The 25697-nt window shown below is 69.6% G+C and carries 26 protein-coding genes and 2 pseudogenes; 12 read left to right on the top strand and 16 right to left on the bottom strand.

Features of this window, described 5'->3' with window-relative positions; genetic code table 11:
- Positions 1 to 180: 180 nt before the first annotated feature.
- Positions 181 to 1152 carry a Bug family tripartite tricarboxylate transporter substrate binding protein gene (locus tag ACK42S_RS02590; protein ID WP_409702926.1) on the bottom strand — a complete coding sequence of 324 codons (972 nt, stop codon included), beginning with the start codon at positions 1150 to 1152 and terminating at the stop codon, positions 181 to 183.
- Positions 1153 to 1263: 111 nt separating this feature from the next.
- On the opposite strand from ACK42S_RS02590, the gene ACK42S_RS02585 reads away from it, so the two are divergent.
- On the top strand, positions 1264 to 2025 hold the full coding sequence (locus tag ACK42S_RS02585) for an IclR family transcriptional regulator C-terminal domain-containing protein (protein ID WP_409702924.1): 762 nt from the start codon (positions 1264 to 1266) through the stop codon (positions 2023 to 2025).
- 16 nt (positions 2026 to 2041) lie between these two features.
- Here ACK42S_RS02585 and ACK42S_RS02580 read toward each other — a convergent pair.
- Together ACK42S_RS02580 and ACK42S_RS02575 are read right to left on the bottom strand one after the other, a co-directional pair.
- A pseudogene (locus ACK42S_RS02580) lies at positions 2042 to 2206 on the bottom strand (IS110 family transposase); the annotation flags it as partial.
- Positions 2190 to 2392, bottom strand: a pseudogene (locus tag ACK42S_RS02575) (EamA/RhaT family transporter); the annotation flags it as partial. The pseudogenes ACK42S_RS02580 and ACK42S_RS02575, both read right to left, overlap by 17 nt.
- Positions 2393 to 2548: 156 nt before the next feature.
- Between ACK42S_RS02575 and ACK42S_RS02570 the strand changes: the two are divergent.
- The gene (locus tag ACK42S_RS02570) at positions 2549 to 3202 is read left to right on the top strand and encodes a GntR family transcriptional regulator (protein ID WP_409702922.1); all 654 of its coding nucleotides are present in this window, start codon (positions 2549 to 2551) and stop codon (positions 3200 to 3202) included.
- Positions 3203 to 3216: 14 nt separating this feature from the next.
- Here the strand turns inward: ACK42S_RS02570 and ACK42S_RS02565 are convergent, their stop codons facing one another.
- From ACK42S_RS02565 to ACK42S_RS02545, 5 genes are read right to left on the bottom strand one after another with little or no spacing between them, the layout of a single operon-like run.
- The gene (locus ACK42S_RS02565; RefSeq protein WP_409702920.1) at positions 3217 to 4137 is read right to left on the bottom strand and encodes an ornithine cyclodeaminase family protein; all 921 of its coding nucleotides are present in this window, start codon (positions 4135 to 4137) and stop codon (positions 3217 to 3219) included.
- A 23-nt stretch (positions 4138 to 4160) separates the two neighbouring features.
- Positions 4161 to 4910, bottom strand: a complete 750-nt coding sequence (locus tag ACK42S_RS02560) for a sulfite exporter TauE/SafE family protein (protein ID WP_409702918.1) — start codon at positions 4908 to 4910, stop codon at positions 4161 to 4163.
- Between the two features lies 1 nt (position 4911).
- Positions 4912 to 5190: a 2Fe-2S iron-sulfur cluster-binding protein gene (locus tag ACK42S_RS02555; RefSeq protein ID WP_104301285.1), complete on the bottom strand. Its 279-nt coding sequence runs from the start codon at positions 5188 to 5190 to the stop codon at positions 4912 to 4914.
- A gap of 4 nt (positions 5191 to 5194) precedes the next feature.
- Positions 5195 to 5515 (bottom strand): ferredoxin, encoded by a 321-nt coding sequence (locus ACK42S_RS02550; RefSeq protein WP_409702916.1) that lies wholly within the window; start codon positions 5513 to 5515, stop codon positions 5195 to 5197.
- A 24-nt stretch (positions 5516 to 5539) separates the two neighbouring features.
- The gene (locus ACK42S_RS02545) at positions 5540 to 5896 is read right to left on the bottom strand and encodes a 2Fe-2S iron-sulfur cluster-binding protein (RefSeq protein ID WP_409702914.1); all 357 of its coding nucleotides are present in this window, start codon (positions 5894 to 5896) and stop codon (positions 5540 to 5542) included.
- A 279-nt stretch (positions 5897 to 6175) separates the two neighbouring features.
- On the opposite strand from ACK42S_RS02545, the gene ACK42S_RS02540 reads away from it, so the two are divergent.
- From ACK42S_RS02540 to ACK42S_RS02520, 5 genes are all read left to right on the top strand, one after another.
- Positions 6176 to 6901, top strand: a complete 726-nt coding sequence (locus ACK42S_RS02540) for a TenA family transcriptional regulator (RefSeq protein WP_409702912.1) — start codon at positions 6176 to 6178, stop codon at positions 6899 to 6901.
- Between the two features lie 72 nt (positions 6902 to 6973).
- A complete protein-coding gene (locus ACK42S_RS02535) occupies positions 6974 to 8431 on the top strand; it encodes an aldehyde dehydrogenase family protein (protein WP_104301293.1) in 1458 nt (485 codons plus the stop codon).
- A gap of 32 nt (positions 8432 to 8463) precedes the next feature.
- Positions 8464 to 8940 carry a GlcG/HbpS family heme-binding protein gene (locus ACK42S_RS02530; protein WP_409702910.1) on the top strand — a complete coding sequence of 159 codons (477 nt, stop codon included), beginning with the start codon at positions 8464 to 8466 and terminating at the stop codon, positions 8938 to 8940.
- A 16-nt stretch (positions 8941 to 8956) separates the two neighbouring features.
- Positions 8957 to 9952, top strand: coding sequence for a 2Fe-2S iron-sulfur cluster-binding protein (locus ACK42S_RS02525; RefSeq protein ID WP_409702908.1), 996 nt, complete (start codon positions 8957 to 8959; stop codon positions 9950 to 9952).
- Between the two features lie 12 nt (positions 9953 to 9964).
- On the top strand, positions 9965 to 10744 hold the full coding sequence (locus tag ACK42S_RS02520; RefSeq protein WP_409702906.1) for an SDR family oxidoreductase: 780 nt from the start codon (positions 9965 to 9967) through the stop codon (positions 10742 to 10744).
- Here the strand turns inward: ACK42S_RS02520 and ACK42S_RS02515 are convergent.
- The 4 genes from ACK42S_RS02515 to ACK42S_RS02500 are packed head-to-tail and all read right to left on the bottom strand — an operon-like array spanning position 10738 to position 14191.
- Positions 10738 to 11442: an isochorismatase family protein gene (locus ACK42S_RS02515; RefSeq protein WP_409702904.1), complete on the bottom strand. Its 705-nt coding sequence runs from the start codon at positions 11440 to 11442 to the stop codon at positions 10738 to 10740. The genes ACK42S_RS02520 and ACK42S_RS02515 overlap by 7 nt on opposite strands.
- 18 nt (positions 11443 to 11460) lie before the next feature.
- Positions 11461 to 12315, bottom strand: a complete 855-nt coding sequence (locus ACK42S_RS02510; RefSeq protein ID WP_104301303.1) for an ABC transporter permease — start codon at positions 12313 to 12315, stop codon at positions 11461 to 11463.
- Positions 12316 to 12320: 5 nt separating this feature from the next.
- Positions 12321 to 13151 (bottom strand): ABC transporter ATP-binding protein, encoded by an 831-nt coding sequence (locus ACK42S_RS02505; RefSeq protein WP_409702901.1) that lies wholly within the window; start codon positions 13149 to 13151, stop codon positions 12321 to 12323.
- Positions 13148 to 14191, bottom strand: coding sequence for an ABC transporter substrate-binding protein (locus tag ACK42S_RS02500; protein WP_409702899.1), 1044 nt, complete (start codon positions 14189 to 14191; stop codon positions 13148 to 13150). Before ACK42S_RS02500 ends, ACK42S_RS02505 begins: the two co-directional genes overlap by 4 nt.
- A 497-nt stretch (positions 14192 to 14688) precedes the next feature.
- Between ACK42S_RS02500 and ACK42S_RS02495 the strand changes: the two genes are divergently transcribed.
- The 4 genes from ACK42S_RS02495 to ACK42S_RS02480 are packed head-to-tail and all read left to right on the top strand — an operon-like array spanning position 14689 to position 18299.
- Entirely contained in the window at positions 14689 to 16227 is a 1539-nt protein-coding gene (locus ACK42S_RS02495) for a hypothetical protein (RefSeq protein ID WP_409702897.1), read from the top strand.
- A gap of 17 nt (positions 16228 to 16244) precedes the next feature.
- Entirely contained in the window at positions 16245 to 17714 is a 1470-nt protein-coding gene (locus tag ACK42S_RS02490) for a gamma-glutamyltransferase family protein (protein WP_409702895.1), read from the top strand.
- Positions 17656 to 18036 carry a hypothetical protein gene (locus ACK42S_RS02485; protein ID WP_409702893.1) on the top strand — a complete coding sequence of 127 codons (381 nt, stop codon included), beginning with the start codon at positions 17656 to 17658 and terminating at the stop codon, positions 18034 to 18036. Before ACK42S_RS02490 ends, ACK42S_RS02485 begins: the two co-directional genes overlap by 59 nt.
- Positions 17925 to 18299, top strand: a complete 375-nt coding sequence (locus tag ACK42S_RS02480; RefSeq protein WP_409702891.1) for a glutathione S-transferase family protein — start codon at positions 17925 to 17927, stop codon at positions 18297 to 18299. Before ACK42S_RS02485 ends, ACK42S_RS02480 begins: the two co-directional genes overlap by 112 nt.
- An 87-nt stretch (positions 18300 to 18386) precedes the next feature.
- On the opposite strand, the gene ACK42S_RS02475 is transcribed toward ACK42S_RS02480, so the two are convergent.
- The 3 genes from ACK42S_RS02475 to ACK42S_RS02465 all read right to left on the bottom strand — a co-directional run bounded on the left by ACK42S_RS02475 (position 18387) and on the right by ACK42S_RS02465 (position 21924).
- Positions 18387 to 19235 carry a hypothetical protein gene (locus tag ACK42S_RS02475; protein WP_409702889.1) on the bottom strand — a complete coding sequence of 283 codons (849 nt, stop codon included), beginning with the start codon at positions 19233 to 19235 and terminating at the stop codon, positions 18387 to 18389.
- A 295-nt stretch (positions 19236 to 19530) separates the two neighbouring features.
- Complete coding sequence (locus tag ACK42S_RS02470; protein ID WP_409702887.1) at positions 19531 to 21615, bottom strand: PAS domain S-box protein; 2085 nt, start codon at positions 21613 to 21615, stop codon at positions 19531 to 19533.
- A gap of 24 nt (positions 21616 to 21639) precedes the next feature.
- Positions 21640 to 21924 (bottom strand): hypothetical protein, encoded by a 285-nt coding sequence (locus tag ACK42S_RS02465; RefSeq protein WP_409702885.1) that lies wholly within the window; start codon positions 21922 to 21924, stop codon positions 21640 to 21642.
- Positions 21925 to 22401: 477 nt separating this feature from the next.
- Here ACK42S_RS02465 and ACK42S_RS02460 point away from each other — a divergent pair, with 477 nt between their 5' ends.
- Entirely contained in the window at positions 22402 to 23841 is a 1440-nt protein-coding gene (locus ACK42S_RS02460; protein ID WP_409702883.1) for an NAD-dependent succinate-semialdehyde dehydrogenase, read from the top strand.
- On the opposite strand, the gene ACK42S_RS02455 is transcribed toward ACK42S_RS02460, so the two are convergent.
- Positions 23802 to 25679, bottom strand: a complete 1878-nt coding sequence (locus ACK42S_RS02455; protein WP_409702881.1) for an EAL domain-containing protein — start codon at positions 25677 to 25679, stop codon at positions 23802 to 23804. The genes ACK42S_RS02460 and ACK42S_RS02455 overlap by 40 nt on opposite strands.
- Between the last annotated feature and the right edge of the window lie 18 nt (positions 25680 to 25697).

Here is a 25697-nt window from a genome sequence, read left to right as displayed (position 1 = left end):
GTGGTGCGGTAGTGGCCCGCCTCGGGCACTTCGGCCTCCAGGCACAGGTAGTTCCAGGTGGGGCCGCGGAAGAGCCGGGCCTGCTCCTGCTCGTGCAGCAGCGCGTCGCCGTACACCGCATACGGCACGCGGGTCAGGCCCGGGTTGCGCCAGATGATCGGCTGGGTTTGCATGATGCTCTCACTCCACCTTCACGTTGGCGGTCTTGATGACCTGGTGCCATTTGTCCGACTCGGTGCGGATGAACCGCGCAGCCTGTTCGGGACTCCATCCGCGTGCGTCGGCCCCCTGTTCGGCGAACTTCTGCTTCACGTCCGGCTGCGCCAAAGCGGCAGACATCGCCTGGTGATGGGCCCGCACCACCGGGTCGGGCGTCCCCGGCGGGGCCACCACGGCAAACCAGGTGACGGCCTGCATGTCCTTCAGGCCGCTCTCGACGAAGGTGGGCACCTCGGGCAGGGCCTGCGATCGGGCCTCGTCGGCCACGGCCAGGATGCGCAACTTGCCGGCCCGGTGATGCGCAGCCGACGAGCTGAGGTTGTCGAAGAACACATCCACCTGGCCGCCAATGAGGTCGACCAGCGCCGGGGCCGTGCCCTTGTAGGGCACGTGGACCATCTGGGTGCCGGTCAGGTTCATGAAGAGATTGGCGGTGAGGTGGGAGGTCGAGCCGTTGCCCTGGGAGGCATAGCTGACCTTGCCCGGATGGGCCTTGAGGTAGGCGATCAGCTCGGCCACGCTGGTGACCGGCAGCTTCGGGCTCACGGCCAGCACATTGGGCACCGTCGCCAGCACCGTCACCGGCACCCAGCGCGTGGGATCGAAGCCGAGCCGGGGATACAGATGGTGGTTGATCGCGATGGGCCCGGGGGGAGAGGCCAGCAGCGTGCCGCCGTCGGGATCGGCCCGGTACACCACGTCGGCACCGATGTTGCCGCCGGCGCCTGAACGGTTCTCGATCACGACGCCGGCCGGGTGGTTGGGGCGCAGCTTCTCGGCCACCAGCCGCGGCAGGATGTCGGCCGTGCCGCCGGCCGGGAAGGGCACGACGATGCGCAGGGTGGCCGGCAGGGACTGGGCGAGCGCGGTGCCGCAGATCAGGCCGCAGGCCGTCAATGCAACCAGCCTGCGCAGCAGGGAACGGGGGGCCATGGGGGTCTCCTTGTCGAATCGGGGGGTCTCTGCAGTGTGGTCGCCGACTTGACCCCGAACAAGCTAGATTTGCGCCATGCGCAAACTTCTGCCGCAACGCAAGGCCTCGCCATGTCGGACAAGGATTTCGTCGTCGCGCTGCACAAAGGGCTGGACACCCTGACCTGCTTCAGTCGCGCGCACAGCCGCCTCACGCTGTCCGAGGTGGCCCGGCTGACAGGGTGCACGCCGGCCTCGGCCCGCCGCTCGCTGAGGACCCTGTGGCACCTGGGCTACCTGGAGTGCGACGGCAAGCACTACTGGATGAACCACAAGTGCCTGTTGGTGGCCAATGCCTATCTGGCCTCGCGTCCGCTGCCCTCGCTGGCGCAGCCGCTGCTGGACGGCCTGAGCGAGCGCACGCGGGAGTCCGCCTCGCTGGCCAAACTGCTCGATGGCGAGGCCCTCATCATCGCCCGCAGCACCGCGCGCCGCAGCCTGAGCGTGGGCCTGGGCATCGGCTCGCGCCTGCCGGCCTACTGCTCCGCCCTGGGCCGGGTGCTGCTGGCCAGCCTGCCCCGCGGCGAGGTCCGCGCGCGCGTGCGGCAGATGACGCTGCGAGCCCTGACGCCGCGCACCGTCACCGAGGCCTCCGAGGTGATCGCCCGGGTCGACGAAGCGCGGGAGAGGGGGTTCGCCACCAGCGATGGCGAGCTGGAGATCGGCGTGCGCTCGATGGCCGTGCCGGTGTTCAATCGGGCCGGTGCCGTGGTGGCTGGCCTGAGCATCGCCGTACGGGCCGACCGCATGGGCCTGTCCGAGTTCATCGAGGGCTTCCTGCCGGTGCTGGGCCGTGCGCGCGACCGCCTGGGCGAGCAGATCTACCAGGACTGAGTAACCGTCTTCGAAGTCAAGTGCCGTGAAGCGCGTTATCCCAAGGTTTGTTGGTTCTGACCGTGGCGTTGAGCATGGTGAGCAGCTTGCGCATGCAGGCCACCAGTGCGACCTTGGGCAGCTTGCCGGCGGCGATCAGGCGTTCGTAGAAGGCCTTGACGACGGGGTTGCGGCCTGACGCGCAAGGCCGCAACCACACCGGTCACGAGCGGGGCGATCCCCCCAGCGTCAAGGCGTCGGGCCAGGTGCCCCGCAGTAGGTAGGCGTAGGCCAGCGCTGCCAGCGTCTCGAAGACGATGAGCTGGCCGGCCAGCGTGGAGGGCAGGCGCTGACTGGCCTCGTTCCAGCGCACGGTGGCCAGCCAGGACGGCCTTCAGCATGGCGCACCTGCCTGGGGCCCGAGCCCGGCCGACGCCCCGGGTTTGCCGGATGGGCCGGGGGGCATCTTTGATCTAAATTGCATTCTGTATCCCAAAGTACGCCTTAGAATCTTTCCGGACCTTACCCGCCTGCCGCACCTGCCATGGACACCCGCACCAAAGAAGCCACCCTGGGCGCGAGCCACTCGCCCCTGACCCAACTGGTGGTGAGCGCGCTGCGCGAACGCATCCTGGGCGGCGCCATTGCACCGGGCGAGCGCCTGGTCGAAGGCCGACTGTCCGACGAGTTCGGCGTGTCGCGCATGCCGGTGCGCGAGGCCCTGCGTCAACTGGCCGCCGAAGGCCTGGTGACGATTGAGCCGCGCCGTGGCGCGTCGGTGACGAGCTTCAGCCCCGACCAGGTGCGCGAGCTGGTCGAAGTGCGCGCCACGCTCGAAGGCCTGAATGCAAAGCTGGCCGCCAAGCGTCACGACCCGGCGCAGATCGCCGAGCTCGAGCGCATCCTCGAGGAAGGCACGCGCCTGGCCGAGAGCGAGGACGTGGCCACCACGATGCTGATGAACCAGCGCTTCCATGACGCACTGGGCAACATCGCGGCCAACTCGGTGCTGCAAGACATCATGCGCTCGCTGCGCGACCGCACGGCCCTGCTGTTCGCTCCCATCAACCGGGTGCGTGGCAAGCAGAACTGGGAAGAACACGCCGCCATCCTGCGCGCGGTGATCAAGGGCGATGCGGAGCTGGCCTCGCTGCTGGCCACGCGGCATGTCTACAACGCGGCCCAGATGGAGCCCTGAGAGCCGCTGCCGGCTCACGCCCGATCCTGCAGGCGCTTCCAGGCCAGCCCGGCCAGGGCCACGTCTTCCAGGCCCACGCCGACCGACTTGTACAGCGTGATCTCCTCGTCGGTCCGGCGCCCGAGAGTCTGTCCGGTCACGAGGGCTCCGAGTTCCACGAGCTTGTCGGGCGTGACCAGGCCTGGGGCGGCCAGCACCAGATCACCGGCCTCGCGCTGCGTCTGAGGCCGCCATTCCACCGCGATGCACGCGGCGCGCTGCAAGGCGCGGTCGTCTAGTTCGCGGGCGTGGGGCAGGCTGGAGCCGATGGCGGCAACGAAGGTCCCCGGGCCCAGTTGATCGCCGGTGAACAGCGGCGTGGTCGAGCGTGAGGCCGTCACGACGATGTCGGCGCCGTCGATCACCTCGGCGGCCTGGGTGCACATGCGCACGCGGGTGCCGCACTGAGCCTGGAGTTGTGCGGCCAGGTCCGCCGGTGCATAGGGGTCGCACACGCGGATCTCCTCCAGCGCGAACGCCTGCGCCATTTGCTGGGCGTGTGCGCGACCCTGCACGCCCGCGCCGAACAGGCCCAGGCGGCGCGAAGCCGGTCGCGCCAGGTGGCGAGCGGCGATCACCGAGCACGCCGCGGTGCGCAGGCGCGTGATGGCCCCCGCATCGAAGGAGGCCAGGGCCCGGCCGTCCTCGGTGGAGAACAGCAGGATCACGAAGGTGAACCGGCCCCGGATCGTCGTGTAGACCTTGGCGCCAGCCACCTGCTGCCCCGGGATCACGGCGCCCAGCGTCGACAGCTTGACGCCGCCGGCTTCGGTGCGGATGCGCTCCTGCATCGCCGCCTCGCCGTGCCCGAAGGCCCGGAAGGCCTCGAGCAGCACCTGCTGGGCGTCCTGCGGGCTCACGGCCGCGTCGATCATCGCGTCGGTGATGTGTTGCATCGGGAGTTCCTTGAAGAAGGGGGTCAGGAGCGGGCCAGCGTTTGCACCAGCACGCCCAAGGCGCCCAGGGAGGCCAGCGTCAGAAGCAAGGGGCGCAGGCTCACGCCGGCCAGGCGGCGGCGCAGGCGCGAGGAGATCGTGAAACCCACCAGCATCCAGGGCAGGAGCAGCGCGCCCAGCAGGAGATGTGCCGCCGACATGCGGCCCACCATGGCCAGCGCCACCAGCGAGACGGCCGCACCGATGAAGAAGATCGCACCTATGGTGGCCCGCAGCCGGTCGGGAGGCAGGTGCTGCATGGCGATCGCAAAGGGTGGGGCGCCGGCCGAGGTGATGGTGCCCATCAGGCCCGACGCCAGACCGGCGATGGTGGTGTTGCGCGCGTTGTGGGCCACGCGCCACCCGCCCAGGCTCAAGGTCACGCCGGCCAGGATGAGGGCGGCGAACAGGAAGGACAGGGTGCTCACGCTCAACCAGACCAGGCAGGCCATCGCCAGTGCGGTGCCCAGCACCCGGCCCAGCAGCGCAAAGCCCGTGGTGTGCCATTCGATCGCCTCGCGCTCGCGCAGGGCCGTCATCAGGGCCAGCGGGCAGCCCAGGGCCAGCAGCGGGCCGGGCACCAGCTCGGGGAACCACAGCGCCGCCAGCGGCGCGCAGAACATTGCAAAGCCCAGACCGCCCACCCCTTGGAGGCAGGCCCCGGCCATCACCATGCCGCCCATTCCCAGGTAGCTCCACAGGCCCAGGCCCTGAGGCCACCAGCCCGTCTCCATCTCACCACGACACGGCGATGTCGCCGCGCACGAAGGTTTGGCAGGCCATGCGGTAGCCCTGGGCGAGCTGCTCGTCCGACAGGTGCTTGCGCTCCTTGGGCTTGACCTCGTCGGCGTGCTCCAGGCCCTGCTCGATGCGGCACTTGCAGGTGCCGCAGATCCCTCCGCCGCACTTGAAGGGGATGCCGCCCTGTTCACGCAGGGACACGCGCAGCAGGTTGCTGTTCTCGGGGGCGCTGACGACCTTGCGGTCGTTGTTGATGAAGGTGATCTGGATCATGGGCTCAGGCGGCGCGGGGCATCGGAGGCAGGGCACGGGGCTGCAGCACGGCGTCCATGTGGCCGAAGCTGCACAGGTTGCGCAGTTCGGCGCGCGCGCGCTCCAGGGTGTCGAACTTCTCCAGGAACTTGGAGGGCACGAAGTTCACGGCAACCGGCTCGGTCTCGTCGACCAGGCGCACCCGGGTCTCGGCCTGCAGTTCGGCGATCACGAATTGCGCACGCACCTGTCCGTAGAACAGGTAGTCGTAGGCCTCGACGGGCTGCAGGCCGGCGCCGGCCTCGGTGCGGAACTGGTCGGGCTTGCTGGTGAGAATCACGTACATGGTCGGGGCTCCAGGCAGCGGCGCTCAGGCCGAAGGCGGCGGGGCACTGTGCACCCCCCGGGGTGCCACGGCGGCGGTGGCGGCGGTAAGGGGCTCTTGCTGCAGCTCGATGTCATGCTCCAGCCAGAGCTGGCAGGCGAGCCGGTAGCCTTCCTCCAGGCGTGGACCGAGTTGCTTCTTCTCCTTCCAGTTCGGCGGCGGCAGGTGTTCGGCACCGCGCAGCACCTTGCAGGCGCACTTGGCGCACTTGCCCATACCGCATTCGTACTGCAGATGGGGGTAGGGGAACTGCCGGATGCCGGCACGCACCACCAGGTTGGTCTTGGGTTGGACCTCGTCCCGGTAGATCTGGCCGTTCTTGTGCAGGGTCACGACGGGCATGGCGGATTCTTTCGTGTCGGTGGCGGCAAGGCGGACTTTTGGTATACTGTATACTTATATCCAACTCCAGATCAAGTCCCTCGAACGCACTCGGCATCTGGGCTTACCCGAGCAGCAGCCCCTCCTTGATCCTCGTGGGGGCTGCGCGCAGCGGGCGGGCCTATCCGGCCGCCCTCGGGACAACCCGGGTGTTGACTTTCCGGTATCTGGTATACAGTATCCATTGACACGTATCATGTCACCGTTCCCGCCGCCCTTCACCCCTCACAGGAGCCCGAGATGTCCCGACTGATGAACCGCGACGAATTCCGCACCGCCCTTGAAGAAGCCATCAAGGGCAAGAGCGCCAACAAGGCCCCCTTCAGCATCGCCTGGGCCACCGGCCAGCTCAGGCGCGAGCACCTGGCCCGCTGGGCCGAGAACCACTACCACTACGTGGGCCCCTTTGCCGACTACCTGGCCTACATCTACGCGCGCACGCCCGACCATATGACCGAGGCCAAGGACTTCCTGTTGGCCAACATGTACGAGGAGGAGATCGGCGGCGACCGTCACACCGACCTGCTGATCCGCTTCGCCGAGGCCTGCGGCACGACACGCGAGCGTGTGATCGACCCCGACAACATGTCGCCCACCACTCGCGGGCTGCAGAGCTGGTGCTATGCGGTGGCCATGCGCGAGGACCCGGTCGTGGCCGTGGCCGGCCTCGTGGTGGGCCTGGAGTCGCAGGTGCCCTCGATCTACCGCAAGCAGACGCCCATCCTGCGCGAGAAGTACGGCTTCAGCGACGAGGAGGTCGAGTTCTTCGACCTGCACATCGTCTCCGACGAAATCCATGGCGAGCGCGGCTACCAGATCGTGCTGGAGCACGCCAACACGCCCGAGCTGCAGCAGCGCTGCCTGAAGATCTGCGAGATCGGCGCGCAGATGCGCCTGCTTTACACGACGGCCCTGTACCACGACTACGTGGCCAAGGACATCCCCAACCTGGCGCTGGCCGCCTGAGCCCCGCCGGCTGCGGCCGCCCAGCCGCGGCCCGTCCCTGTTGCCTGCCCCAGCCCCCCGACGAGCCCGAGCATGTCCCAGCCCATCGAAGAGTTCCTCAACCACATCAACGGTGAATGGGTGCGCAGCCTGAGCGGCCGCACCTTCGACAACGTCAACCCGGCGGACACGCGCGAGGTGGTGGGTCGCTTCCAGGCATCGGCCTCGGCCGATGCCGAAGCGGCCGTGGCTGCCGCCTCGGCGGCCTTCGACGGCTGGCGCAGGACACCCATCGGGAAACGCGCGAAGATCCTCAATGCCGCAGCCGACTACCTGGAAGCCCACGCCGCGCGCTTTGGTGAAGAACTCACGCGCGAGGAGGGCAAGTCCGTGGCGCTGGCCAAGGACGAGTTCCTGCGTGCGGCCCAGACCTTCCGCTTCTACGCGATCGAAGGCCAGACCTTCGGTGGCGAGACCTATCCGCAGGACGACCCCGGCATGATGGTCTACAGCGTGCGCGAGCCGCTGGGGGTCGTCTCGGTGATCTCGCCCTGGAACTTCCCTGCCTCGATTCCGGCGCGCAAGATCGCCCCGGCGCTGATCACCGGCAACACCGTGGTCTTCAAGCCCTCGTCGGACGCCCCGCTGTCGGGGCTGCGGCTGGCCGAGGCCCTGGTTCAGGCCGGCCTGCCCAAGGGGGTGCTGAACTTCCTCACCGGCCGAGCCGGCGACGTGGGTCCGGTCATCACCACCTCCCAGGCCGTGCGGGCCATCTCCTTCACCGGCTCCACCCAGGCCGGCGAGTCGATCCACCGCACCGTGCACCTCACCACGCGGCTGCAGATGGAGCTGGGCGGCAAGAACCCGCTGATCGTGATGGAAGATGCCGACCTCGACCAGGCCGTGGAGCTCACCATCAAGGGCGGTTTCTCGCTGACCGGCCAGGCCTGCACCGGCACCAGCCGTGTGATCGTGATGCGCGAGGTCCGCGAGGCCTACACCCAGCGGCTCGTCGAGCGCGTCCAGCAGCTCAGGATCGGCCCGGGCTTGACCCCCGGCATGGACCTGGGCCCGCTGGCCACGGCCAAGCAGCTCGACACGGTGCTGGGCTACATCGAGCTCGGCAAGCGCGAAGCCCGGCTGCTGTGCGGCGGCCAACGCCTGGGCGGCAGCGTCTACGAGCATGGCTATTACGTGGCGCCGGCGGTCTTCGACAACGTCACCCCGGCCATGCGCATCGCCCGCGAGGAAATCTTCGGGCCGGTGATCGCGGTGATCGAAGCCGAGAGCTTCGACGACGCGATGGCCAAGGCCAACGACACCGAGTACGGCCTGTCAGCTGCGATCGCCACGCGCAACCCGCGCTACATGCAAGCCTTTGCTGACGACATCCAGTCGGGCACGGTCAAGATCAACCGCACCACCACCGGCAACCTGGTGAACGCGCCCTTCGGCGGCGTCAAGCACTCCAGCACCTCGACCTTCCGCGAGTCGGGCCGCGTCGGCCTGGAGTTCTTCACCCAGACCAAGGTGGTTTACCGCGGCCTGTGAGCCGCGACCCCATTCTTTCGAAGGACAGGCTCATGAGAACCTCTCTCAAGCTCCAGCTCGACGAAGCCCGCCAGATGGCCCGAGCCGCGCTCGCCAAGGCCGCCGAGATCGGCGTGCCCGAGACGGTGTGCATCACCGATGAAGGGGGCTTTCCCCTCGTGCTCGAGCGCATGGACGGCGCCCGCGTGACGGGCCCGCAGATCGCCTGGAACAAGGCCTTCACCGCCGCCGGCCACAAGCGTTCGACCCACCTGTTCAACACCGCGCCCAACGGCCCTGCGCTGCCCGGCAATGAGGCGTTTGGCATCCAGTGGAGCTTCGAGGGTAAGTTCGCCGTCTTCGTTGGCGGCTTCCCCATCGTCGTCAACGGCGAAGTGGTGGGGGGCGTGGGCCTGAGCGGCGGCAACGGCGAGCAGGACACCCAGTGCGGCCTAGCTGCGCTGCAGGCGCTCAAGGAGCTGCTGGGCGCCAGCCACGAGGTGGTCGTCCAGGCCGACATCAAGAAGTGAGCGCCCGGAGACGAGCATGAGCCATCGTGTCCTGTGGCTGGAAACCGGCCAGACTTTCGAGGTCGAGCCTGGCGAGGCCGTGCTCAGCGCGGCCCTGCGCTGCGACGTGGGCCTGCCGCACGAGTGCCAGTTCGGCGGCTGCGGGAGCTGCCGCGTCCGGCTCGTCGAAGGCCGCGTGGACTACGACGAGCTGCCCCTGGGCCTGAGCGAGGAAGAGGCCGCCGAAGGCTACGCCCTGATGTGCCAGGCCCGGCCTCAGGGCGACCTCGTCATCAGCGTGCCTCAGCCCGATGCCTGCTCGCAGCCAACGCGCATGCGCGCCACCGTGGCGGGCCTGCGCCCGCTGGCGCGCGAGGTGCTGCATCTGGAGCTGCGACTGCCCGAGGAAGTCGGCCTCGTCTACCGGCCGGGCCAGTACATGAACGTACTGCTCGACGACGGTCGTCACCGCAGCTTCTCGATGGCCTCGCGCCCCAACGGCGCGCGGGTGGACTTCCACGTGCGCCGCATTCCGGGCGGCCGTTTCACCGACCGGCGCCTGGCCGCCCTGCGCGAAGGCGAGATCCTTGAGGTCGAGATCCCGCTGGGCAGCTTCCGCTACCACGCCGAGGACGATCGGCCGCTGGTAATGGTGGCCACAGGCACGGGGCTCGCGCCGATCAAGAGCATGCTGGAGTCGCTGATGGACAGCGACGACTGCCCGCCGGTGAGCCTGTACTGGGGCACACGCACCGAAGACGAGCTCTACCTGCACGACGAGATCCAGACCTGGGCCGAGCGGCTCTACGACTTCCACTACGTGCCCGTGCTGTCGCGGGCCGGAGACGGCTGGAGGGGCCGCCGCGGGCACGTGCAGCAGGCCGTGCTGGCCGATCTGGGCGACCTGTCGGAGCATGCCATATACCTGTGCGGCTCGCCAGCGATGATCACCGAAGCGAAGACCGCCTTCGTCGCCCGCGGCGCCAGCCTGGATCACCTCTACACCGACAGCTTCGTCTTCCAGAGCGCCTGAAAGAGGCCGTGCATGGACCTGGGCATCGAGGGGCGGCGTGCGCTAGTCTTCGGCGGCAGCAAGGGCATGGGCCGCGCCTGCGCGCGGCACCTGGCCCAGGCCGGCGTGCAGGTGTGCACCACCGCCCGCAACGGGGCGGCCTGGTGCGAGGCGGCTTGTTCTCTGTCCCCCGACACCGGCCGCACGGTCGACTGGGTGGTGGCCGACATCACCACCGAAGCCGGGCGCGATGCTGCCCTGGCGGCCTGCCCAGCGCCAGACATCCTCGTCAACAACGCCGACGGCTTCCCGCCGGGTGATTTCCGCGAGTGGCTTCCGGCGCAGTGGCATGCCGCGCTGGACGCGATGATGGTCGGCCCAATCGAGATGATCCGGCGCACCGTGGATCCGATGATTGAACGGCGCTTTGGGCGCATCGTCAACATCGTCTCGCGCAGCGTGAAGTCACCGCACCTGGAGCTCGGCCTGTCCAGCGGCGCGCGCTCGGGCCTGGTGGGCTTCTCGGTGGCGTTGGCCAAGCACACGGTGCGCTACAACGTCACCCTCAACAACCTGCTGCCCGGGGTGTTCGCCACCGATGCGCAACGCCGCCATGTGCACAAACTTTCGCGAACGAGCGGCCGCCCGTTCGAGGAACTCTGGGCCGAGCGCGAGCGGAGCAACCCCGCCCGGCGCTTTGGCGACCCCGAGGAGATCGGCGCGTGGTGCGCCTTCCTCGCCTCGCAGCACGCCGGCTACATGACCGGGCAGAGCCTGCTCGTGGACGGCGGGGACTATCCCGGCATCTATTGAGCTGGAGCGCTCATCGGGCGCACGGGATGTCCGGGCCGAAGCCGCTCGATCACCTCGCCTGTGCTCAGCACATCGCCGAAAAATAGCATCCAGTTGTTCAGGCAGTGCTCGTGCTCCTGAGGGGTGACAGCCGACAGCGCATCGTCCACCATGATGGTGGCGTAGTCCATCATCATCGCGTCGCGCGCGGTGGACTCGCAGCACACGTTGGTCACGGTGCCGCCGATCAGGACATGTGTGACGCCGCGCGACTTCAGCACCTCGTTCAGCCGGGATGAGCCCGGGACCAGCGCGCTGTAGCAGCGCTTGACCACACGCTCGTCCTCGGGTGCCGGGCGCAGGCCCGCGGCGATCTCGAAACCCGGCGAGGTGCTGGCCAGCTCGCGCAGCCGGCGTGCGCTGCGCTCGGGGGTGAGCATGTGGGCGTGGTGGTGGGACCAGAACTCGTCGGCCCCGTCAGCGCTGGTCTGCACCCAGATCACATGGCCGCCGGCCGCTCGCAGCGCATCGGCCAGGCGGTTGACGGCGGGGAAGGTCGCACGCGCCGGGGCGCATTCGCCCAGGTAGCCCGGTTGCGTGTAGTAGTTCTGCAGGTCGATGACCACGAAGGCCGTGCGTTCGGCGACCAGGGTGTCATAGGGATGCAGCCGGCCTTGCCGGGCCACGACGCGGTCGACCACCCACTGTGGGAATTGCATGTGCGCTGCTCCTTGCGTTCAGCGGTAGCGTTTGGACAGTGCGGACTCGATGCGTGCGATCGCCAGGTACATCACCCCGGACAGCACTCCCAGCACGACGATGGACGTCATCACCACGTTGAGCTTGAAGACCTGGCTGCCGTTGACGATCAGGAAGCCCAGCCCCTGGCTGGCCGACTGGAACTCGCCGACGATGACCCCCACCAGGGCCAGGCCGATGTTCATCTTCAGCGCGGCGATCAGCGTGGGCACGCTGCCGGGCAGCACCACCAGGCGCAGCACCTGCGCGCGGGTTGCGCCCAGCGTGCGGGCGAGCTTGATCTTGTTCGGGTCGATGCTCTGGAAGCCGTCGTACATCACCATGATCGTCACGAAGACGGCGATCGCCACGGCCATGCCGTACACCGAGTACTCGGACCCGAGCCAGATGTAGAAGATCGGCACGAAGGCGATCTTGGGCATCGCATTGGCCACGACGAGGAAGGGATCGAGGACCTTGTGCGCAAAGCTCGACCACCACAGCCCGGCGGCCACGCCCGTGCCGATGAGCATGCTGAGCATGAAACCGATCAGCGTCGCCTTGAAGGTAGCCCAGGTGTGCCCCAGCAGGTTGCCGCCGTCCAGCAGCTCGAGGAAGGTGGGCCACAGCGCGCTGGGATAGCTCGTGAGCATGGGATTGACCACGTGCGACTTGGCCAGGATCTCCCACAGCAGCAGGAGGACGCCCAGCAGCGCGATGCGCGTGGCCAGGATGTAGTGGCGCCGCCGCTGCTCGCGCGCGCGCCAGGCGAGGTAGGCCGCGCTGGGTTCGCGCGACGGGGTGGCCGCCACCGGGGCCCCGCCGGCCACGGGTGCGGAAGCACTGGAGTTCATCGGTTTCATCCTTCCACGTGGACGTCGAGTTCGTCCCACAGGGTCGCGAAATAGGCGTTGAATTCGGGCAGCGAGCGCACCTCGAAGGGGCTGGGGCGCCGGCCTTCGCAGCTCGGGAAGTGCATGCGGTGCTCGGACTTGATGCGCCCCGGCCGGCGCGACAGCACGACCACGCGGTCGGTCATCGCGATGGCCTCGCCGATGTCGTGCGTGACCAGCACCACCGACTTGCCCTCCTCGCGCAGCACCTCCACCACCTCGTCGGCGATCGCCAGCCGGGTCTGGGAGTCCAGCGCCGAGAAGGGCTCGTCGAGCAGCACAACGTCCGGGTCGGTCACGAGGGTGCGCGCCAGGGCCACGCGCTGGCGCATGCCGCCCGAAAGCTGGCGCGGGTAGTGGTGCAGGAAGTCGCCCATGCCGCACTTGTGCAGCAGGTGGGCCGCGCGTTCGCGCGCCTGCTGGAGGTTGCGGCCCTGGATCTCGGCGCCGAGGATGGCGTTGTCCAGGATGGTGCGCCACTCGAAGAGGTAGTCCTGCTGCAGCATGTAGCCCACGCGCGGCGAGGGACCCTTGACGCGCTCACCGTGCACGCGCACCTCGCCCGACGAAGGTTCGAGAATGCCGGCCATCAGCGACAGCAGCGTGCTCTTGCCGCAGCCCGACTGGCCGATCAGGCTGACGAACTCGCCGGCCCCCACCGTGAGATGGATGCGGTCCAGGGCCTGGGTCTCGCCTTCGGTCGTGAAGTAGCGCAGCGACACGTCGCGGATCTCGATGCGCGGCGCGCGCGCCGCGGCGTCGGCAACGGCGGTGGGGCGTTCGAGGACGGCGCTCATGGGCGGGCCTTGGCAGTGAAGTCGGTCACGACGACCTGCTCGTACTTGACACGCTTGCCGGCCTCGAGCACGCCGCTGGCCACCAGCATGTCCTGCAGCGTGTCGATCGCAAAGCGCTCGACGGTGGGGTTGGTCTTCCACAGGCCGATGCCGCGGTAGCGCTCGACGGCGGCCACCAGCTCGGCCGCCCCCATGCCGGGGAAGAACTCGGCGATATGCCGGGCCAGGTCGGCCGCCGGCGCGGTGGCGACGTACTTCTGCGCCCGCACGATCGCATCGGTCCAGGCCTGGGCCACCTGGGGGTTGCGTTTCAGGAAGGCGTCGGTGGCGGTGAAGACGGTGTAGTCCACCGGCCCCACCTCACGGCCGATCGAGGCGACCACGAAACCCTTGCCGTTCTTCTCCAGCATCGTGGCCTCGGGCTCGAGGAAGATCGCATAGTCCGTCTGGCCGGCCATCCAGGCTCCGGTGCGCGCGGCCGGGCCGATGTTGTTGACGATGCGCAGGTCCTTCTTCGGGTCCACCCCGTGCTTGCGCATGGCCGTCTCCAGGAAAACGTCGGGGTTGGAGCCCGGGCGGAAGCCCATCACCGCCTTGCCCTTGAGCTGGCTCCACTCGAACCGTGTGGCCGGCTTCTCGCGCGCGACGAGCAGGAAGCCGTCCGTGGCCGTCAGGCCCGAGAAGATCTTGGGCTTGACGGGCGACTCGCTGTTGGCCACGTAGATGGACGCCTCCGGGCCGATCAGCACGATGTCGGCACTGCCCGACAGCAGCGCCGACATGCCCTTGTCGGTGCCCTGGGAGGTCTTCATCGACACCTCCAGGCCGGCCTCGCGGAAATAGCCCTGGCTCAAGGCCACATAGGTGGGCAGGTAGAGCACCGAGCGCACCACCTCTTCATAACGCACCTTGGTGGGTGCAGGGGTCGACTGGGCTGCCACCGTGCCCGCCAGGCCCAGGCCCAGCACGGCCGCTCCCAGCCGGTGCAGGACACGGGACCACCAGGGGGAACGGAGGGATGGGTTCGAAGCAGGGGACATGACGCTCTCACTCCTGTACTGTGGGGATGGGACTGCGGGAGTCCTGAGATACTGTATGCAATATGTGTGCCGCCCACCCGGAATCCCTCTCTCGGCCACCTCTGCGAGGGACGACGGCCCCGGGGACGCGACCCAGGTCGAGGGTCGGCGGGAAGAAATGCTCCCTGGAACCCAGCTTAAACGGAATACAGTATTCCGTTATCAGGGATTGCCCGGCATCAAACCGGTCCGTCCGCCCGTCGGCCACCGTCCGCGGCCTCTCGAACCGGCTTCCGCCCGCCCTGCATCCCCTCTGCACCGCCAGCGCGCAGGCGCGCCGACCGGGCCCTCTCCCGGGGCATTCTGATCCCCTTCCCCCTGCCGATAGCCTCGGGGAAGCCCGCAGACCCCGTGTTTACCCTGTGGCACCCGGCTTGCTCAGGGTCAATACTGCTGAATACTGTATACCAAGTAGCGGTGACAGATCCCACACCCCACGATTCCAAGGAAGCCGCCCCATGGATGTCTCCCCCGCGATCGGCCCTGCCCACTGGGTCTATCTGATCGGCGTCGCGATCATCGTGCTGACGATGATCCTGCGCGCCAACGTCGTCGTCCCCTCCATCCTGGCCACCTTCTTCGTGGCGCTGGCCTGGTCGGGCAACCCCATCGCCGCCCTGGGCAGCATCTTCAGTGCCAGCTTCGTAGCGGCCAAGGAGCTGTTCAACATCTTCCTGATCATCGCGCTGATGACGGCGCTGCTGAATTCGCTCAAGGCCCTGCGCTCGGACATCCGCATGGTCGAGCCCTTCCGCGCGGTGATGAAGAACGGTCACGTGGCCTTCTTCATCCTGGCGGCCATCACCTACGTGATCTCGCTGTTCTTCTGGCCCACGCCGGCGGTGCCGCTGGTGGCGGCCGTGCTGCTGCCCGCGGCCATCGCCGCCGGCCTGCCGCCGCTGGCCGGGGCCATGGCCATCGCGATCGCCGGCCAGGGCATGGCCTTGTCGTCCGACTATGTGATCGGCGTGGCCCCGGGCATCAGTGCCAAGGCCGCTGGCGGCGCCGTGAGCGCTGCGCTGGTGGCCGACCGGGCCCTCGTGCTCTCGCTCATCGTCGGCGGCATCGCGCTGCTGCTGTCCTACTTCACGATGCGCAGGCACATCGTGCCCGCCGACAACGGCCTGCTCGACCGCTGGCTCTCGCAGCCGCTGCAGGCCCATGTGGGACGCATCGACGGCGCCGGCCCCTACGACAAGGCCGAGATCGCACGGGGCACGGGCCGCGACCACCCGCTGGCCACCGACTCCGACTTCGACCGCGAGCTCGACGCCGTGGAGCGCCGGCGGGTGGTCTGGTCCAAGCTCTTCGCCGTGCTCACGCCGCTGGCCTTCCTGGTCGTGGTGTTCATCATGGTGGCCCCCAAGTTCGTCCCGGGCCTGCCCGAGCTCAAGGGCGGCGACGCCGCGATGCTGGTGGGCGGCATGGCCGCGATGCTGATGATCCTGGCTGCGCTGGCCGGCGAGGGCGCGCGCAGGATGCTCGACACCAGCGCCGATCACATCACCGAGGGCTTCGTCTTCGCCTTCAAGGCCATGGGCTCGGTGCTGCCCATCGCTGGCTTCTTTTTCATCGGCTCAGGCGAGACGGCCGGGGCCATCCTCGGCTTCCAGGGCCAGGCCCCCAACCTGCTGTTCGAGCTGGTGCAGGCCGGCCAGGACTATATCCCGCACAGCGGCCTGCTGGTGGCCTTCGGCGTGCTGATCGTCGGCATGGTGACCGGCATCGACGGCTCGGGCTTCTCGGGCCTGCCGCTGACGGGCTCCCTGGCCGGTGCACTGGCCCCGGCCACCGGCTTGGAAACCGCCGCGCTGGCCGCGGTGGGCCAGATGGGGGCGATCTGGACCGGCGGCGGCACGCTGATCGCCTGGTCCTCCCTGATCGCCGTGGCCGGCTTCGCTCGCGTGCCCGTGCTCGAAGCCGCACGCGCCCTGCTGCTGCCGGTACTGGCGGGCCTGGTGGTGGCCACGGGCGTGGCCGCGGCCCTGTGGGGCTGAGGCCGGGCGTATCCCCGATGGACCGGAACCCGACGCCCCCTGCCGGCATCCTCGGCGAGCAGGCGATGGTGGCCACCGGCCACCCGCTGGCCGCGCAAGCCGCCGCCGCCGTGTTACGCGAGGGCGGCAGCGCCGTCGACGCCGCCATCGCGGCCGATGCCGTGCTCGGAGTGGTGGAACCCATGGCCACCAGCATCGGCGGGGACCTGCTGGCAATGGTCGTGCCGCCCGACGGCGCACCGCTGAGCTACAACGGCACGGGCCGCGCGCCCGCCGCCCTGGACCCGGCACAGGTCGAGGCCCTGCCCGGGCGGCGCATCCCCGAGCGTCATCCCCTGTCCGTCACCGTGCCTGGCGCGGTGCGGGGCTGGCACGACCTGCACCGCCGCTTCGGCCGCCTGCCCTGGGCGCGGCTCCTGGAAGCCGCCATCGGCGCGGCCGAGCAGGGCTTCCCCGTGGCCCCGGTAGCGGCACGCGAATGGAGGCTCTTCGAGCCCGTGCTGCAGCGCGACCCGGTGTGCGCGTCGCTGTTCCGGGCCGGCCGCGTGCCCCGGGCCGGTGAGGTCTTCTACAACCCCGAGCTGGCCGCCACCCTGCGCAGCATCGCCCAGGACGGCCCCGAGGCCTACTACCGCGGCACCCCGGCGCGTGCGGCCGCCCAGGCCGTGCAGGCCCTGGGCGGTGTGCTGGCGGCCGAGGACTTCGCCGTCCACAGCGGGCATTTCTGCGCGCCGGTGCGGGCGCGCTTCCGAGGCCTGACCGTGCTGGAATGCCCACCCAACACCCATGGCGTGGCCGTGCTGCATGCCCTGCAGGCGCTGGAAGACCAGCCGTTGGACCCCGAAGCCCCCGACAGCCATGTGGCGATGGTGCATGCGATGCGCGAGGCCCTACAGCACGCCCGCAAGACGGTGGCCGACCCGGCGGGCAACACCGTGTGCACCGTCGTTGTGGACGCCGACGGCCTGGCCATCAGCCTGATGAGCAGCGTGTTCAAGCGCTTCGGCTCGGGTATCGCCGTGCCCGGCTGTGGCTTCGTGCTGCAAAACCGCGGGTTTGGCTTTGCCGCCCCGGGCGAGCTCAACGGTGCCGCGCCGTCGCGGCGCCCCTATCACACCGTCGTGCCGAGCGCTGCCCTGAAGGACGGCCGCTTCCATGCCGCCCTGGGCGTAGTGGGCGGTGCGATGCAGCCTCAGGGCCAGGTGCAGCTCTTCGTGCGCACGGCGGCCTGGGGCCAGCCCCTGCAGGCGGCCATCGACGCCCCTCGCTGGCGCCTGGAATCCGACACAGCACTGGCCACGGAGGAGGGCCTGCCCGAGGCCGTGCGCGCCGCCCTGCGGCAGGCCGGCTATGCCGACCCCGCCGGCATGGGTGAACTGGGCGGGCGCAGCGACTTCGGCGGCGCCCAGATGGTGATGCGCCTGCCCGATGGCCGCTTGGCCGGCGGCACCGACCCCCGCAAGGACGGCCAGGCCCTGGCCGTGTGACCCTTCGTATCCACCCCCTACACCCATGACCCTGACGATCTACGGCATCGCCGCCTCCCGCGCCATCCGCCCGCTGTGGGCCGCCGAGGAGCTCGATCTGATCTACCGGCACATCAAGCTGCACCACGCCGCGCCCGAGACCAAGGCGCCCGACTACCTGAGGCTCAATCGGAACGGCACGGTCCCGGCCCTCGAGAGGATGATGGCCTGGTGCTCGTCGAGTCCCTCGCGATCACCCTGTACCTGGCGCGCACCTACGGCCCCGGCCGGCGGTGGCCCGATGACACGGCCGACCAGGGCCGCGTGCTGCAATGGAGGCTGAGGGCCGCCACCGGGGCCGAGCCGCCCGCGCGGCAGTGGTTCTACCATACGGCCTTCCTGCCGCCGGCCGAGCGCCAGCCCGGCCTGGCCGCAGCGGCCCTGCAGGCATTGGGCCGACGCCTGGCCGTGCTAGAGCGGCACTTCGCCGACGGCCGTCCCCACTTGCTGGGCGACGATTTCACGGTGGCCAACCTCAACCTGACCGCGGTGCTGCAACGCCTGAAGGACCTGGGGGGAGAGGACCATCCCCGACTGAGCGCCTAGCATGCACGCTGCCTGGCACGTCCCGCCGCACAGCGGGCCTTTGCGCTGCGCCATGCAGGCTGAGGCCCGGCCGCCCGAAGCCGGGCCTCAGCCCAGCTCCTCGCCCCCGGGCCCCACCACCCGCGTGTTGCCCAGGCCCAGCAGCTCGCGCGCTTCGCGCAGCAAGGGCATCACCTCGTGCAGGTTGCGCTCGCGGCGCGAGTGCACCAGATAGCGTTCGATCTCGAGCACCAGGTCGCCCAGCTCGCGCAGGCTCTCGCAGCGTGCCAGTCGCGCCGGCACACGCGAGGTGAAGGGGGGCGGCTCGCGGTGCACCACCGTGCGCAGCAGCGCCAGCACCTGCTCGTGCACCGCGGTCTCCGACGGCGTGGGCCCACCACCGGGCGCCTCCTCGATCACAGTGAGCACCGGCAGTTCGAGCGGCACGTCCAGCGTGAGCGGGGGCGGCGGCGGCGCAGCCCCCCGGCGCGACGGTCGGGCCGCAGGGGCCGGCGTGCGGCGGCGTGCCGGCGCGGGGGCCTTGGCGGCCGACGGCGGCTGGGCCGGGTGGGCCTCGGGTGCGGGCTGGGCCGCCTCGGCCAGGGCCCGGGCCAGCGGCCCCTGGGGTTGCGGCGTGGCGGCCTCGGCAGCGGGCGCGGCCTGCGGGGCCGGGGCCAGCGCCGGCACGCTCACCGACCTCAGCACGCCGGCGGGCTCCTGCACCGCCGGCGGCGGCGCGGGCGGGACCGGCAGCTCTACCAAGCCCAGGCGCAGCAGCTCCTCGAAGTGCTGCGTGCTGGCACCCGCCTTCTGTGCCATGCCCAGCACCTCGGCAAGCGGCCGCACCCCGTCGACCAGCAGCAACACCGTGCGATGGCGCTGGCTGAGCCGGTGGACGCGGTGACGCAACTCCTCGTGGCCGAGGGCGGTCTTGGTGGGGATCGCAGGGGTGCTCATCGCCGGAACGAAGCGCGGGCTCACATTGTGGCGCACCGCCCGGCGCCGTGCCGTGCATGCTGCACGAAATGCCCGCCCGGCGCCGGTGGAAAGTCACGCTCGCTTCGACGCGCACGGCCGTCTGCTCTACGCCGGCGCCCGGGGCAGCATCTACCGCTGCGCGCTCCAGCCGGTGGAGCAGGCCGTGGCCGACGGCCCCATGCCCCCTGGATGCCCCGCGCCGCCCAAGTGGCCACGCTCAAGCAGATCTTCCCGCAGGGCGTGTGCGAAGCCGGCCCGGCCCTGGGGCGGCGCCTCAGGTGCGGCGGCCGAGCAGGCCGTCGACCACCGCCATCAGCCGGGGCAGGTCCAGCGGCTTGGTGAGGTAGTCGGCAAAACCTGCCGCCTTGCCGCGCTCCAGGTCCTGGGGCGTGGCATTGGCGCTGACGGCCACCACCGGGATGGACGCCGTGGCCGCGTGTTCGCGCAGGCAGCGCATCACCTCGTAGCCGTCCATGTCGGGCAGATGGATGTCCAGCAGGATCAGGGCCGGCCGGTGGCTGCGCGCCAGCGCGAGCCCCGGCCCCGGCGCCATCGCGCTGAGCAGCCGCCATTGCGGCCGCATTGCAAAGGCCGCCTCCAACAGGCGCAGGTTGGCCGGGTTGTCCTCGATGCACAGCACATCGGCCCGCGGCGCGGCGGCGGGGGAAGGCCCCAGGCCGGGCTCCTGCGGGGCCGGCGCCGCGGGGCTGGCGCGCGCGGTGCTGAACGGCAGGCGCACCCAGAACTCGCTGCCCACCCCGGGCGTGCTGTGCACCCCAATTTGCCCACCCATCATCTCGACCAGGCGCTTGCTCAGCGCCAGGCCGATGCCCGTGCCCTCGATGCGCCGCGCCTCGGCATCGAGCCGTTCGAAGGGCACGAACAGCCGGGCCAGCTGTTCGCCAGTGAGGCCCTCGCCGGTATCGCGCACGCTCACGCGCACCCAGGGGCGGCCCTCGAGGGTCTCCTGCAGGTACAGCACATCGATCTGCCCGCCGGCGCGGTTGTACTTCACCGCGTTGGACAGCAGGTTGACCAGCACCTGCTTGAGCCGGGTGCGGTCGGCCTGTACCTGCACCGCGCATTCGCTGAGTGTCTGCACCGAAGGCTCGGGCAGACGCACGCCGCGCGTGCGGGCCTGCGGGCGCAGCAGCGAGACGGCCTCCAGCACGGCCGACTGCAGGTCCACCGGCTCGGGGCTGAGCGTGAGCCGGCCCGACTCCACGCGCGAGAGGTCAAGCACGTCGCTGATCGGCGCCAGCAGGTGCTCGCCGGCCTGGCGGATCTCGCGCACCTGACGCACCTGCCGCTCGTCGCGCAGCTCCAGTTCGAGCAACTGGCCGAAGCCCAGGATGGCATTGAGCGGCGTGCGCAGCTCGTGGCTCATGCGCGAGAGGAACTCGCTCTTGGCGGCATTGGCCCGCTCCAGCTCGGCCGTGCGCAGGCGCACGCGCTCCTCCAGCGCGTCGTTGAGGTGACGCATCGTCTCCTCGGCCCGCTTGCGCTCGCTGATGTCGCGCACGAAAGCCAGGGAATAGCTCGCTCCGCCCATGCGGGCCGTGCTCACCGCCACCTCCACCGGGAAGCGGCTGCCGTCCTTGCGCCGGTGCTCGCTCTCGAACAGGGCCCAGCCCTCGGCACGCAGTCGCCGGCGCAGCTCGTCCAGCCGCTGCGGCGTGAAGCCCGGGTCGAAATCGGCGATCGAGCAGCCCAGCAGCGCCTCGCGCGTGCGTCCCAGGCTGCGGCAGGCCTGCTCGTTGACATGCAGCACCCGGCCCTGGGCATCGAGCGACATCACCGCATCGTGGCTGTGGTCGATCGCGAACTGCATCAACGCCACCTGGTGCTGGGCCCGCTTGCGCTCGGTGGTGTCTTGCAGCGTGAACTGCAGCAGCGGCCCGCCGTCGGTGTCCAGCCGCATCAGATGGACCTCGGCATCCCAGCATTGTCCGTCGCTGCGGCGGTGCTGCCACTCGAAGACGGTGTCGCCCTGCTCCAGCGCGCGGCGGATATGCTCGGCGGCAACCTCGACACTGTTGCGACCGTCGGGCTGGACGGGGGCGGACACATCGGCCACGCCCAGGCCCACCGTCTGCTCGCGGCCTGCGTGCCCATAGAGGGCCGAGGCGGCCGGGTTGCAGTCGATGAAGCGGCCGGTGGCCACGTCCATCACGACGGTGGGGACGCGCGAACCCTCGAACACCCGGCGGAGGAAGGCCTCGCTGGCCGCCACCCGCGCCTGCTGGCGCGCCATGGCCAAGGTCAGGGCCGCCAGCTTGGCCGACAGATAGGCCGTGGGCACCGAGGCATTGAGTGCGCCGGCGTAGCGCCCCTCTCGCAGCACAGGCCGCGAGACCACCAGCGTCCACTGCCGACCGATGCGCTAGTACACCGGCGCGCCCACCACCAACCGGTCGAGTCCCTCGCGGTGGGCGAGGAGGTGGGGCCGGTCGCCCACGTAGACCCTCTCGCCAGGGTGCAGTGAGTTGTAGGCGGTGTACCCCTCGGCGTCGACCCGCGTGAAGTGGCTGACCGCCCCCGCAGGCAGGCGGGCCAGCAACGCCCGCACGCGCGCATCGAAACGCGCCTCGTCGCCATCCCATTCGCTGCGCAGTTGCAGCAGGGCCAGGTCGATCGTGGTGAGCAGGGCGCCGACCTGACCGGCCATCGCATCGGCGCAGTTGCTGACTGCGCTTTTCGGCCTGGGACGTCAGTTGCGCGCGCAGCACCTGCTGGGTGCGCGCCTGCTGCCAGGTCCACACGGCCAGGCAGGCCAGGGTGAGCAGCAGCACGAGGACGGCCACGAGGCCGGCGCGTGGCTTCATGGGCGGCGGCCGGGCGAGGGCGGTGTTGAGCAGGCGGGCATGCTGGGTCGGGCGGTACATCGTTCGAGCCGATACCCGCCGCCCACCCGCCGAGCGGCCATGCAAAGGCCCGGTGTCTTCAATGATCGCATCCTTGCCCGGGCGGCTCAATCGGGGCAGCCACCGGGCCGGCCAGGGCTTGCCCGGGGTGGTGTCTTGACCTCGATCAAGCCAAGGGGCTCTGGGCCGGGCGCCCACCGAGAGGGCGTGCGGAGTTACAGTCAGCCGTGCATCTATCCGCATGATCCTTCCCGCCTCGCGTTTCACGTCCCAGACCTGCCATGACCTACCCCCACACCCAGCTCTTCATCGCCGGCCAGTGGTGCGACGCCGCCGACGGCCGCACGCTGCCCGTCTTCAACCCCGCCACCGGCCAGGAGATCGGCCGCGTGGCCCATGCGGGCCAGGCCGACCTGGATCGCGCCTTGCAGGCCGCCCAGCAGGGCTTCGAGACCTGGCGCGACATGGCCCCGGCCGAGCGCGCGAAGATCATGCGCCGTGCCGCCGCGCTGATCCGCGAGCGCGCCAACGAGATCGCCCCGCTCATCACCCAGGAGCAGGGCAAGCCCCTGGCCGAGGCCAAGGCCGAGACCCTGGCCGCCGCCGACCTCACCGAATGGTTCGCCGACGAGGGCCTGCGCGTGTACGGTCGCATCGTGCCCTCGCGCAGCCGGCCCGAGCTGCGCCAGATGGTGCTCAAGGACCCGGTGGGGCCGGTGGCCGCCTTCACGCCCTGGAACTTCCCGATCAACCAGGTCGTGCGCAAGGTGGGCCCCGCGCTGGCCGCGGGCTGCTCGATGCTGGTCAAGGCCGCCGAGGAAACCCCCGCCGGCCCGGCCGCGTACATCCGCGCGTTTGCCGACGCCGGCCTGCCCGCGGGCGTGCTGGGTCTGGTCTATGGCAACCCCGCCGAGATTTCGAACTACCTCATCCCCCATCCCGTGATCCGCAAGATCACCTTCACCGGCTCCACGCCGGTGGGCAAGCAGCTCGCCGCGCTGGCCGGGCAGCACATGAAGCGCGTGACGATGGAGCTGGGCGGTCATGCCCCGGTCATCGTCTGCGAGGATGCCGACATCGCGCTGGCCGTAAAGACCGCAGGTGCTGCCAAATTCCGCAACGCCGGCCAGGTATGCATCTCGCCCACGCGCTTCCTGGTGCACGAGAGCATCCGCCAGGAATTCGCCCAGGCGCTGGCGCAGCACGCCCAAGGCCTGAAGGTGGGCGACGGCCTGGCCGAAGGCACACAAATGGGCCCGCTGGCCAACCCGCGCCGCCTGGCCGCGATGGCCGAGCTCACCCAAGACGCCGTGCGCAAGGGCGCCACCGTGCTCGCCGGCGGCGAGCGCATCGGCCACATTGGCAACTTCTGGCAGCCCACGATCCTGGCTGATGTGCCCCTGGATGCGCACGTCTTCAACGACGAGCCCTTCGGCCCGGTGGCCGCGATCCGCTCCTTCAACACGCTGGACGAAGCCATCGCCGAGGCCAATCGACTGCCTTATGGCCTGGCCGCCTATGCCTTCACACGATCGCTGAAAAACGCCGACCTGCTCACGCGCCGCGTCGAAGTGGGCATGCTGTGGATCAACATGCCCGCCTTGCCCTCGGCCGAGATGCCCTTCGGTGGCATCAAGGACTCAGGCTATGGCTCCGAAGGCGGCCCCGAGGCGCTGGAGGCCTACGTCAACGTGCGCTCGGTGGCGGTGATGAACGTCTGAGACCTGCTGGGCTCTGGGGGCGTGGTCTGAACCGCCGTGGGGCCGGTGGCTTGAGCCACCTGGTTCGGGGCTTGCCGGCGCTCGACGAAGTAGTCGCTGCGGCTGCTTTGCTTGGCCACGCGCTTGGTGTCGGCCGCAGCGCGGGCGATTTGCCGGTGGGACTCGTACGCGCCCGCAGCGACTGGCACGACGCCGGCGGCCAGAGTGGCCAGCGGATGAAAGACGGGCAACCCCTGCCGGTTCAGGCTCACGTAGCCGCCGCGCTGCAAATGCTCGGCGCTGTACAGCCGCCGCACGGCTTCATCGAACTGACGCAACGCACTGTCGATGCGCGTGCGCCAGTCCTCGGATGTGAAGACGCTGACGAAGTCATCGCCGCCCACATGGCCCAGCATGTCGCGTTCAGGATCGTGCACGGCGCGCAAGACCTCGGCCGTCATCAGGATCATGTCGTCGCCCAGCCGGTAGCCATAGACATCGTTGAAGGCTTTGAATGAGCTGATGTCCCAGTGAACCACGACGAAGTCCTGCCCTTGGTCGAGCAGCTGATCGATATGCTCGTCCAGCGGCACGTTACCGGGGAGTTGCGTGAGCGGGTTGGCATAGCGCGCGGCCGACAGCTGGCTGTCGCTGACGGCGCGCAGCAAGTCGCTGATGCGGCCCATGCCGACGTACTGTCCACCATCGGTGACGATGAAGCCGTCGGTGAGATGGCGTTCGTCGATATTGGCCACAGCCTGGGCCATCGACTGCAAGGTGCTGCCGGCATCGAAGATGAGCGGATTGGCGTCCAGCAGCACCCGGCACGACTGTTTGCCGTACACGTCGCGAAAGTACAGTTGGCTGGCAGCCACCAGGCACTGGTGGCTGCGCAGCATGCCAATCGGTCGGCCCGCATCGTCCAGTACCGGCAAAGCGTATAGGTGGGGATCGTCCCGAAAGGCCGCAATCACCTCTTCGCAGCTGGCCGCCAGCGTGACGGTCTGGCAGGCGCGCGCCAGGTCGCGCGCCTGCGTGCGCCGGGTCCGGGGTGAGACATCCAGAGCGCTGCGATCGTAACCGCGCAGCAGTTGTACCAGCTCGGGCCGCAAGGTGGTGCGGGGGGTGGCCACGGGCTTGGCGATGACGTAGCCCTGGGCACAATGCACCCCGAGCTGACGCAGCAACAACAGGTCCGACTCCGTCTCGACGCCTTCGGCCACCACCCGGCTGTTGGTGGGGCGCGCCATGTCGAGCATCGAGCGGATGAATTGCTGGCGCAAAGGGTCCTGCGACAGTCCGTCGACGAAATGACGGTCGATCTTGACATACTGCGGACGCACCTCGGTCCAGCGCTTCAGCCCCGAGAACCCTTCGCCCAGATCGTCCAAGGCCACCACCAGGCCGGCCTGCTTGATCGCCGTGAGGGCATCGATCAGCTCTCGCGGGTCCGAGCCGGCATGGGTTTCGGTGAGCTCCAGGATCACCTTCGAGGGCTGCAATCCTGCTTGCGTGATGAGGCCCAGCAAGCGCCGGTCGAAATCGCCGATCTCCACGATGGACGCCGGCGTGACGTTCGCAAACAGCAAGCCCGGCAGCTTCAGCCGGGCAAAGGCTTTGAGCAGCACGTCCAGGGCGCGCCATTCCAGCTCGGCCAGGCGGCCCAGCATCGCGGCCGCTTCGAACAAGGCCACCGGCGAATGCAAGAAGGAGTCTGACGGGCCGCGGCTCAGGCCCTCATAGCCAATGATGTCTCCTCCATGCAAGTCGATGATGGGCTGGAAGTGCGGCACCACCGCGCCGTGCTCGATGATGCGGCGGATTTCCAGGGCCAAATCGGCCGATGCCACGGGGCTCATGGAATCGCTCGAACACGA

It is taken from the genome of Caldimonas sp. (assembly GCF_046289365.1).
GTDB lineage: Bacteria > Pseudomonadota > Gammaproteobacteria > Burkholderiales > Burkholderiaceae_C > Caldimonas.
Note: the sequence above shows the minus strand (reverse complement) of the source record. Positions and strands in the feature narration are given on the sequence as shown.

Excerpts from the sequence above, each read along its gene's own strand:
- ACK42S_RS02565 (WP_409702920.1), bottom strand. The coding sequence starts at position 4,137 with ATGCAACACATCACCGACGCGATGATCGACGCGGCCGTGAGCCCGCAG.
- ACK42S_RS02510 (WP_104301303.1), bottom strand. The coding sequence starts at position 12,315 with ATGAACTCCAGTGCTTCCGCACCCGTGGCCGGCGGGGCCCCGGTGGCG.
- ACK42S_RS02485 (WP_409702893.1), top strand. The coding sequence starts at position 17,656 with ATGGCCGCTTGGCCGGCGGCACCGACCCCCGCAAGGACGGCCAGGCCC.
- ACK42S_RS02590 (WP_409702926.1), bottom strand. The coding sequence starts at position 1,152 with ATGGCCCCCCGTTCCCTGCTGCGCAGGCTGGTTGCATTGACGGCCTGC.
- ACK42S_RS02540 (WP_409702912.1), top strand. The coding sequence starts at position 6,176 with ATGTCCCGACTGATGAACCGCGACGAATTCCGCACCGCCCTTGAAGAA.
- ACK42S_RS02535 (WP_104301293.1), top strand. The coding sequence starts at position 6,974 with ATGTCCCAGCCCATCGAAGAGTTCCTCAACCACATCAACGGTGAATGG.
- ACK42S_RS02505 (WP_409702901.1), bottom strand. The coding sequence starts at position 13,151 with ATGAGCGCCGTCCTCGAACGCCCCACCGCCGTTGCCGACGCCGCGGCG.
- ACK42S_RS02460 (WP_409702883.1), top strand. The coding sequence starts at position 22,402 with ATGACCTACCCCCACACCCAGCTCTTCATCGCCGGCCAGTGGTGCGAC.
- ACK42S_RS02495 (WP_409702897.1), top strand. The coding sequence starts at position 14,689 with ATGGATGTCTCCCCCGCGATCGGCCCTGCCCACTGGGTCTATCTGATC.
- ACK42S_RS02500 (WP_409702899.1), bottom strand. The coding sequence starts at position 14,191 with ATGTCCCCTGCTTCGAACCCATCCCTCCGTTCCCCCTGGTGGTCCCGT.
- ACK42S_RS02490 (WP_409702895.1), top strand. The coding sequence starts at position 16,245 with ATGGACCGGAACCCGACGCCCCCTGCCGGCATCCTCGGCGAGCAGGCG.
- ACK42S_RS02550 (WP_409702916.1), bottom strand. The coding sequence starts at position 5,515 with ATGTACGTGATTCTCACCAGCAAGCCCGACCAGTTCCGCACCGAGGCC.
- ACK42S_RS02525 (WP_409702908.1), top strand. The coding sequence starts at position 8,957 with ATGAGCCATCGTGTCCTGTGGCTGGAAACCGGCCAGACTTTCGAGGTC.
- ACK42S_RS02515 (WP_409702904.1), bottom strand. The coding sequence starts at position 11,442 with ATGCAATTCCCACAGTGGGTGGTCGACCGCGTCGTGGCCCGGCAAGGC.
- ACK42S_RS02455 (WP_409702881.1), bottom strand. The coding sequence starts at position 25,679 with ATGAGCCCCGTGGCATCGGCCGATTTGGCCCTGGAAATCCGCCGCATC.
- ACK42S_RS02530 (WP_409702910.1), top strand. The coding sequence starts at position 8,464 with ATGAGAACCTCTCTCAAGCTCCAGCTCGACGAAGCCCGCCAGATGGCC.
- ACK42S_RS02475 (WP_409702889.1), bottom strand. The coding sequence starts at position 19,235 with ATGAGCACCCCTGCGATCCCCACCAAGACCGCCCTCGGCCACGAGGAG.
- ACK42S_RS02570 (WP_409702922.1), top strand. The coding sequence starts at position 2,549 with ATGGACACCCGCACCAAAGAAGCCACCCTGGGCGCGAGCCACTCGCCC.
- ACK42S_RS02520 (WP_409702906.1), top strand. The coding sequence starts at position 9,965 with ATGGACCTGGGCATCGAGGGGCGGCGTGCGCTAGTCTTCGGCGGCAGC.
- ACK42S_RS02560 (WP_409702918.1), bottom strand. The coding sequence starts at position 4,910 with ATGGAGACGGGCTGGTGGCCTCAGGGCCTGGGCCTGTGGAGCTACCTG.
- ACK42S_RS02585 (WP_409702924.1), top strand. The coding sequence starts at position 1,264 with ATGTCGGACAAGGATTTCGTCGTCGCGCTGCACAAAGGGCTGGACACC.
- ACK42S_RS02465 (WP_409702885.1), bottom strand. The coding sequence starts at position 21,924 with ATGGCCGGTCAGGTCGGCGCCCTGCTCACCACGATCGACCTGGCCCTG.
- ACK42S_RS02545 (WP_409702914.1), bottom strand. The coding sequence starts at position 5,896 with ATGCCCGTCGTGACCCTGCACAAGAACGGCCAGATCTACCGGGACGAG.
- ACK42S_RS02555 (WP_104301285.1), bottom strand. The coding sequence starts at position 5,190 with ATGATCCAGATCACCTTCATCAACAACGACCGCAAGGTCGTCAGCGCC.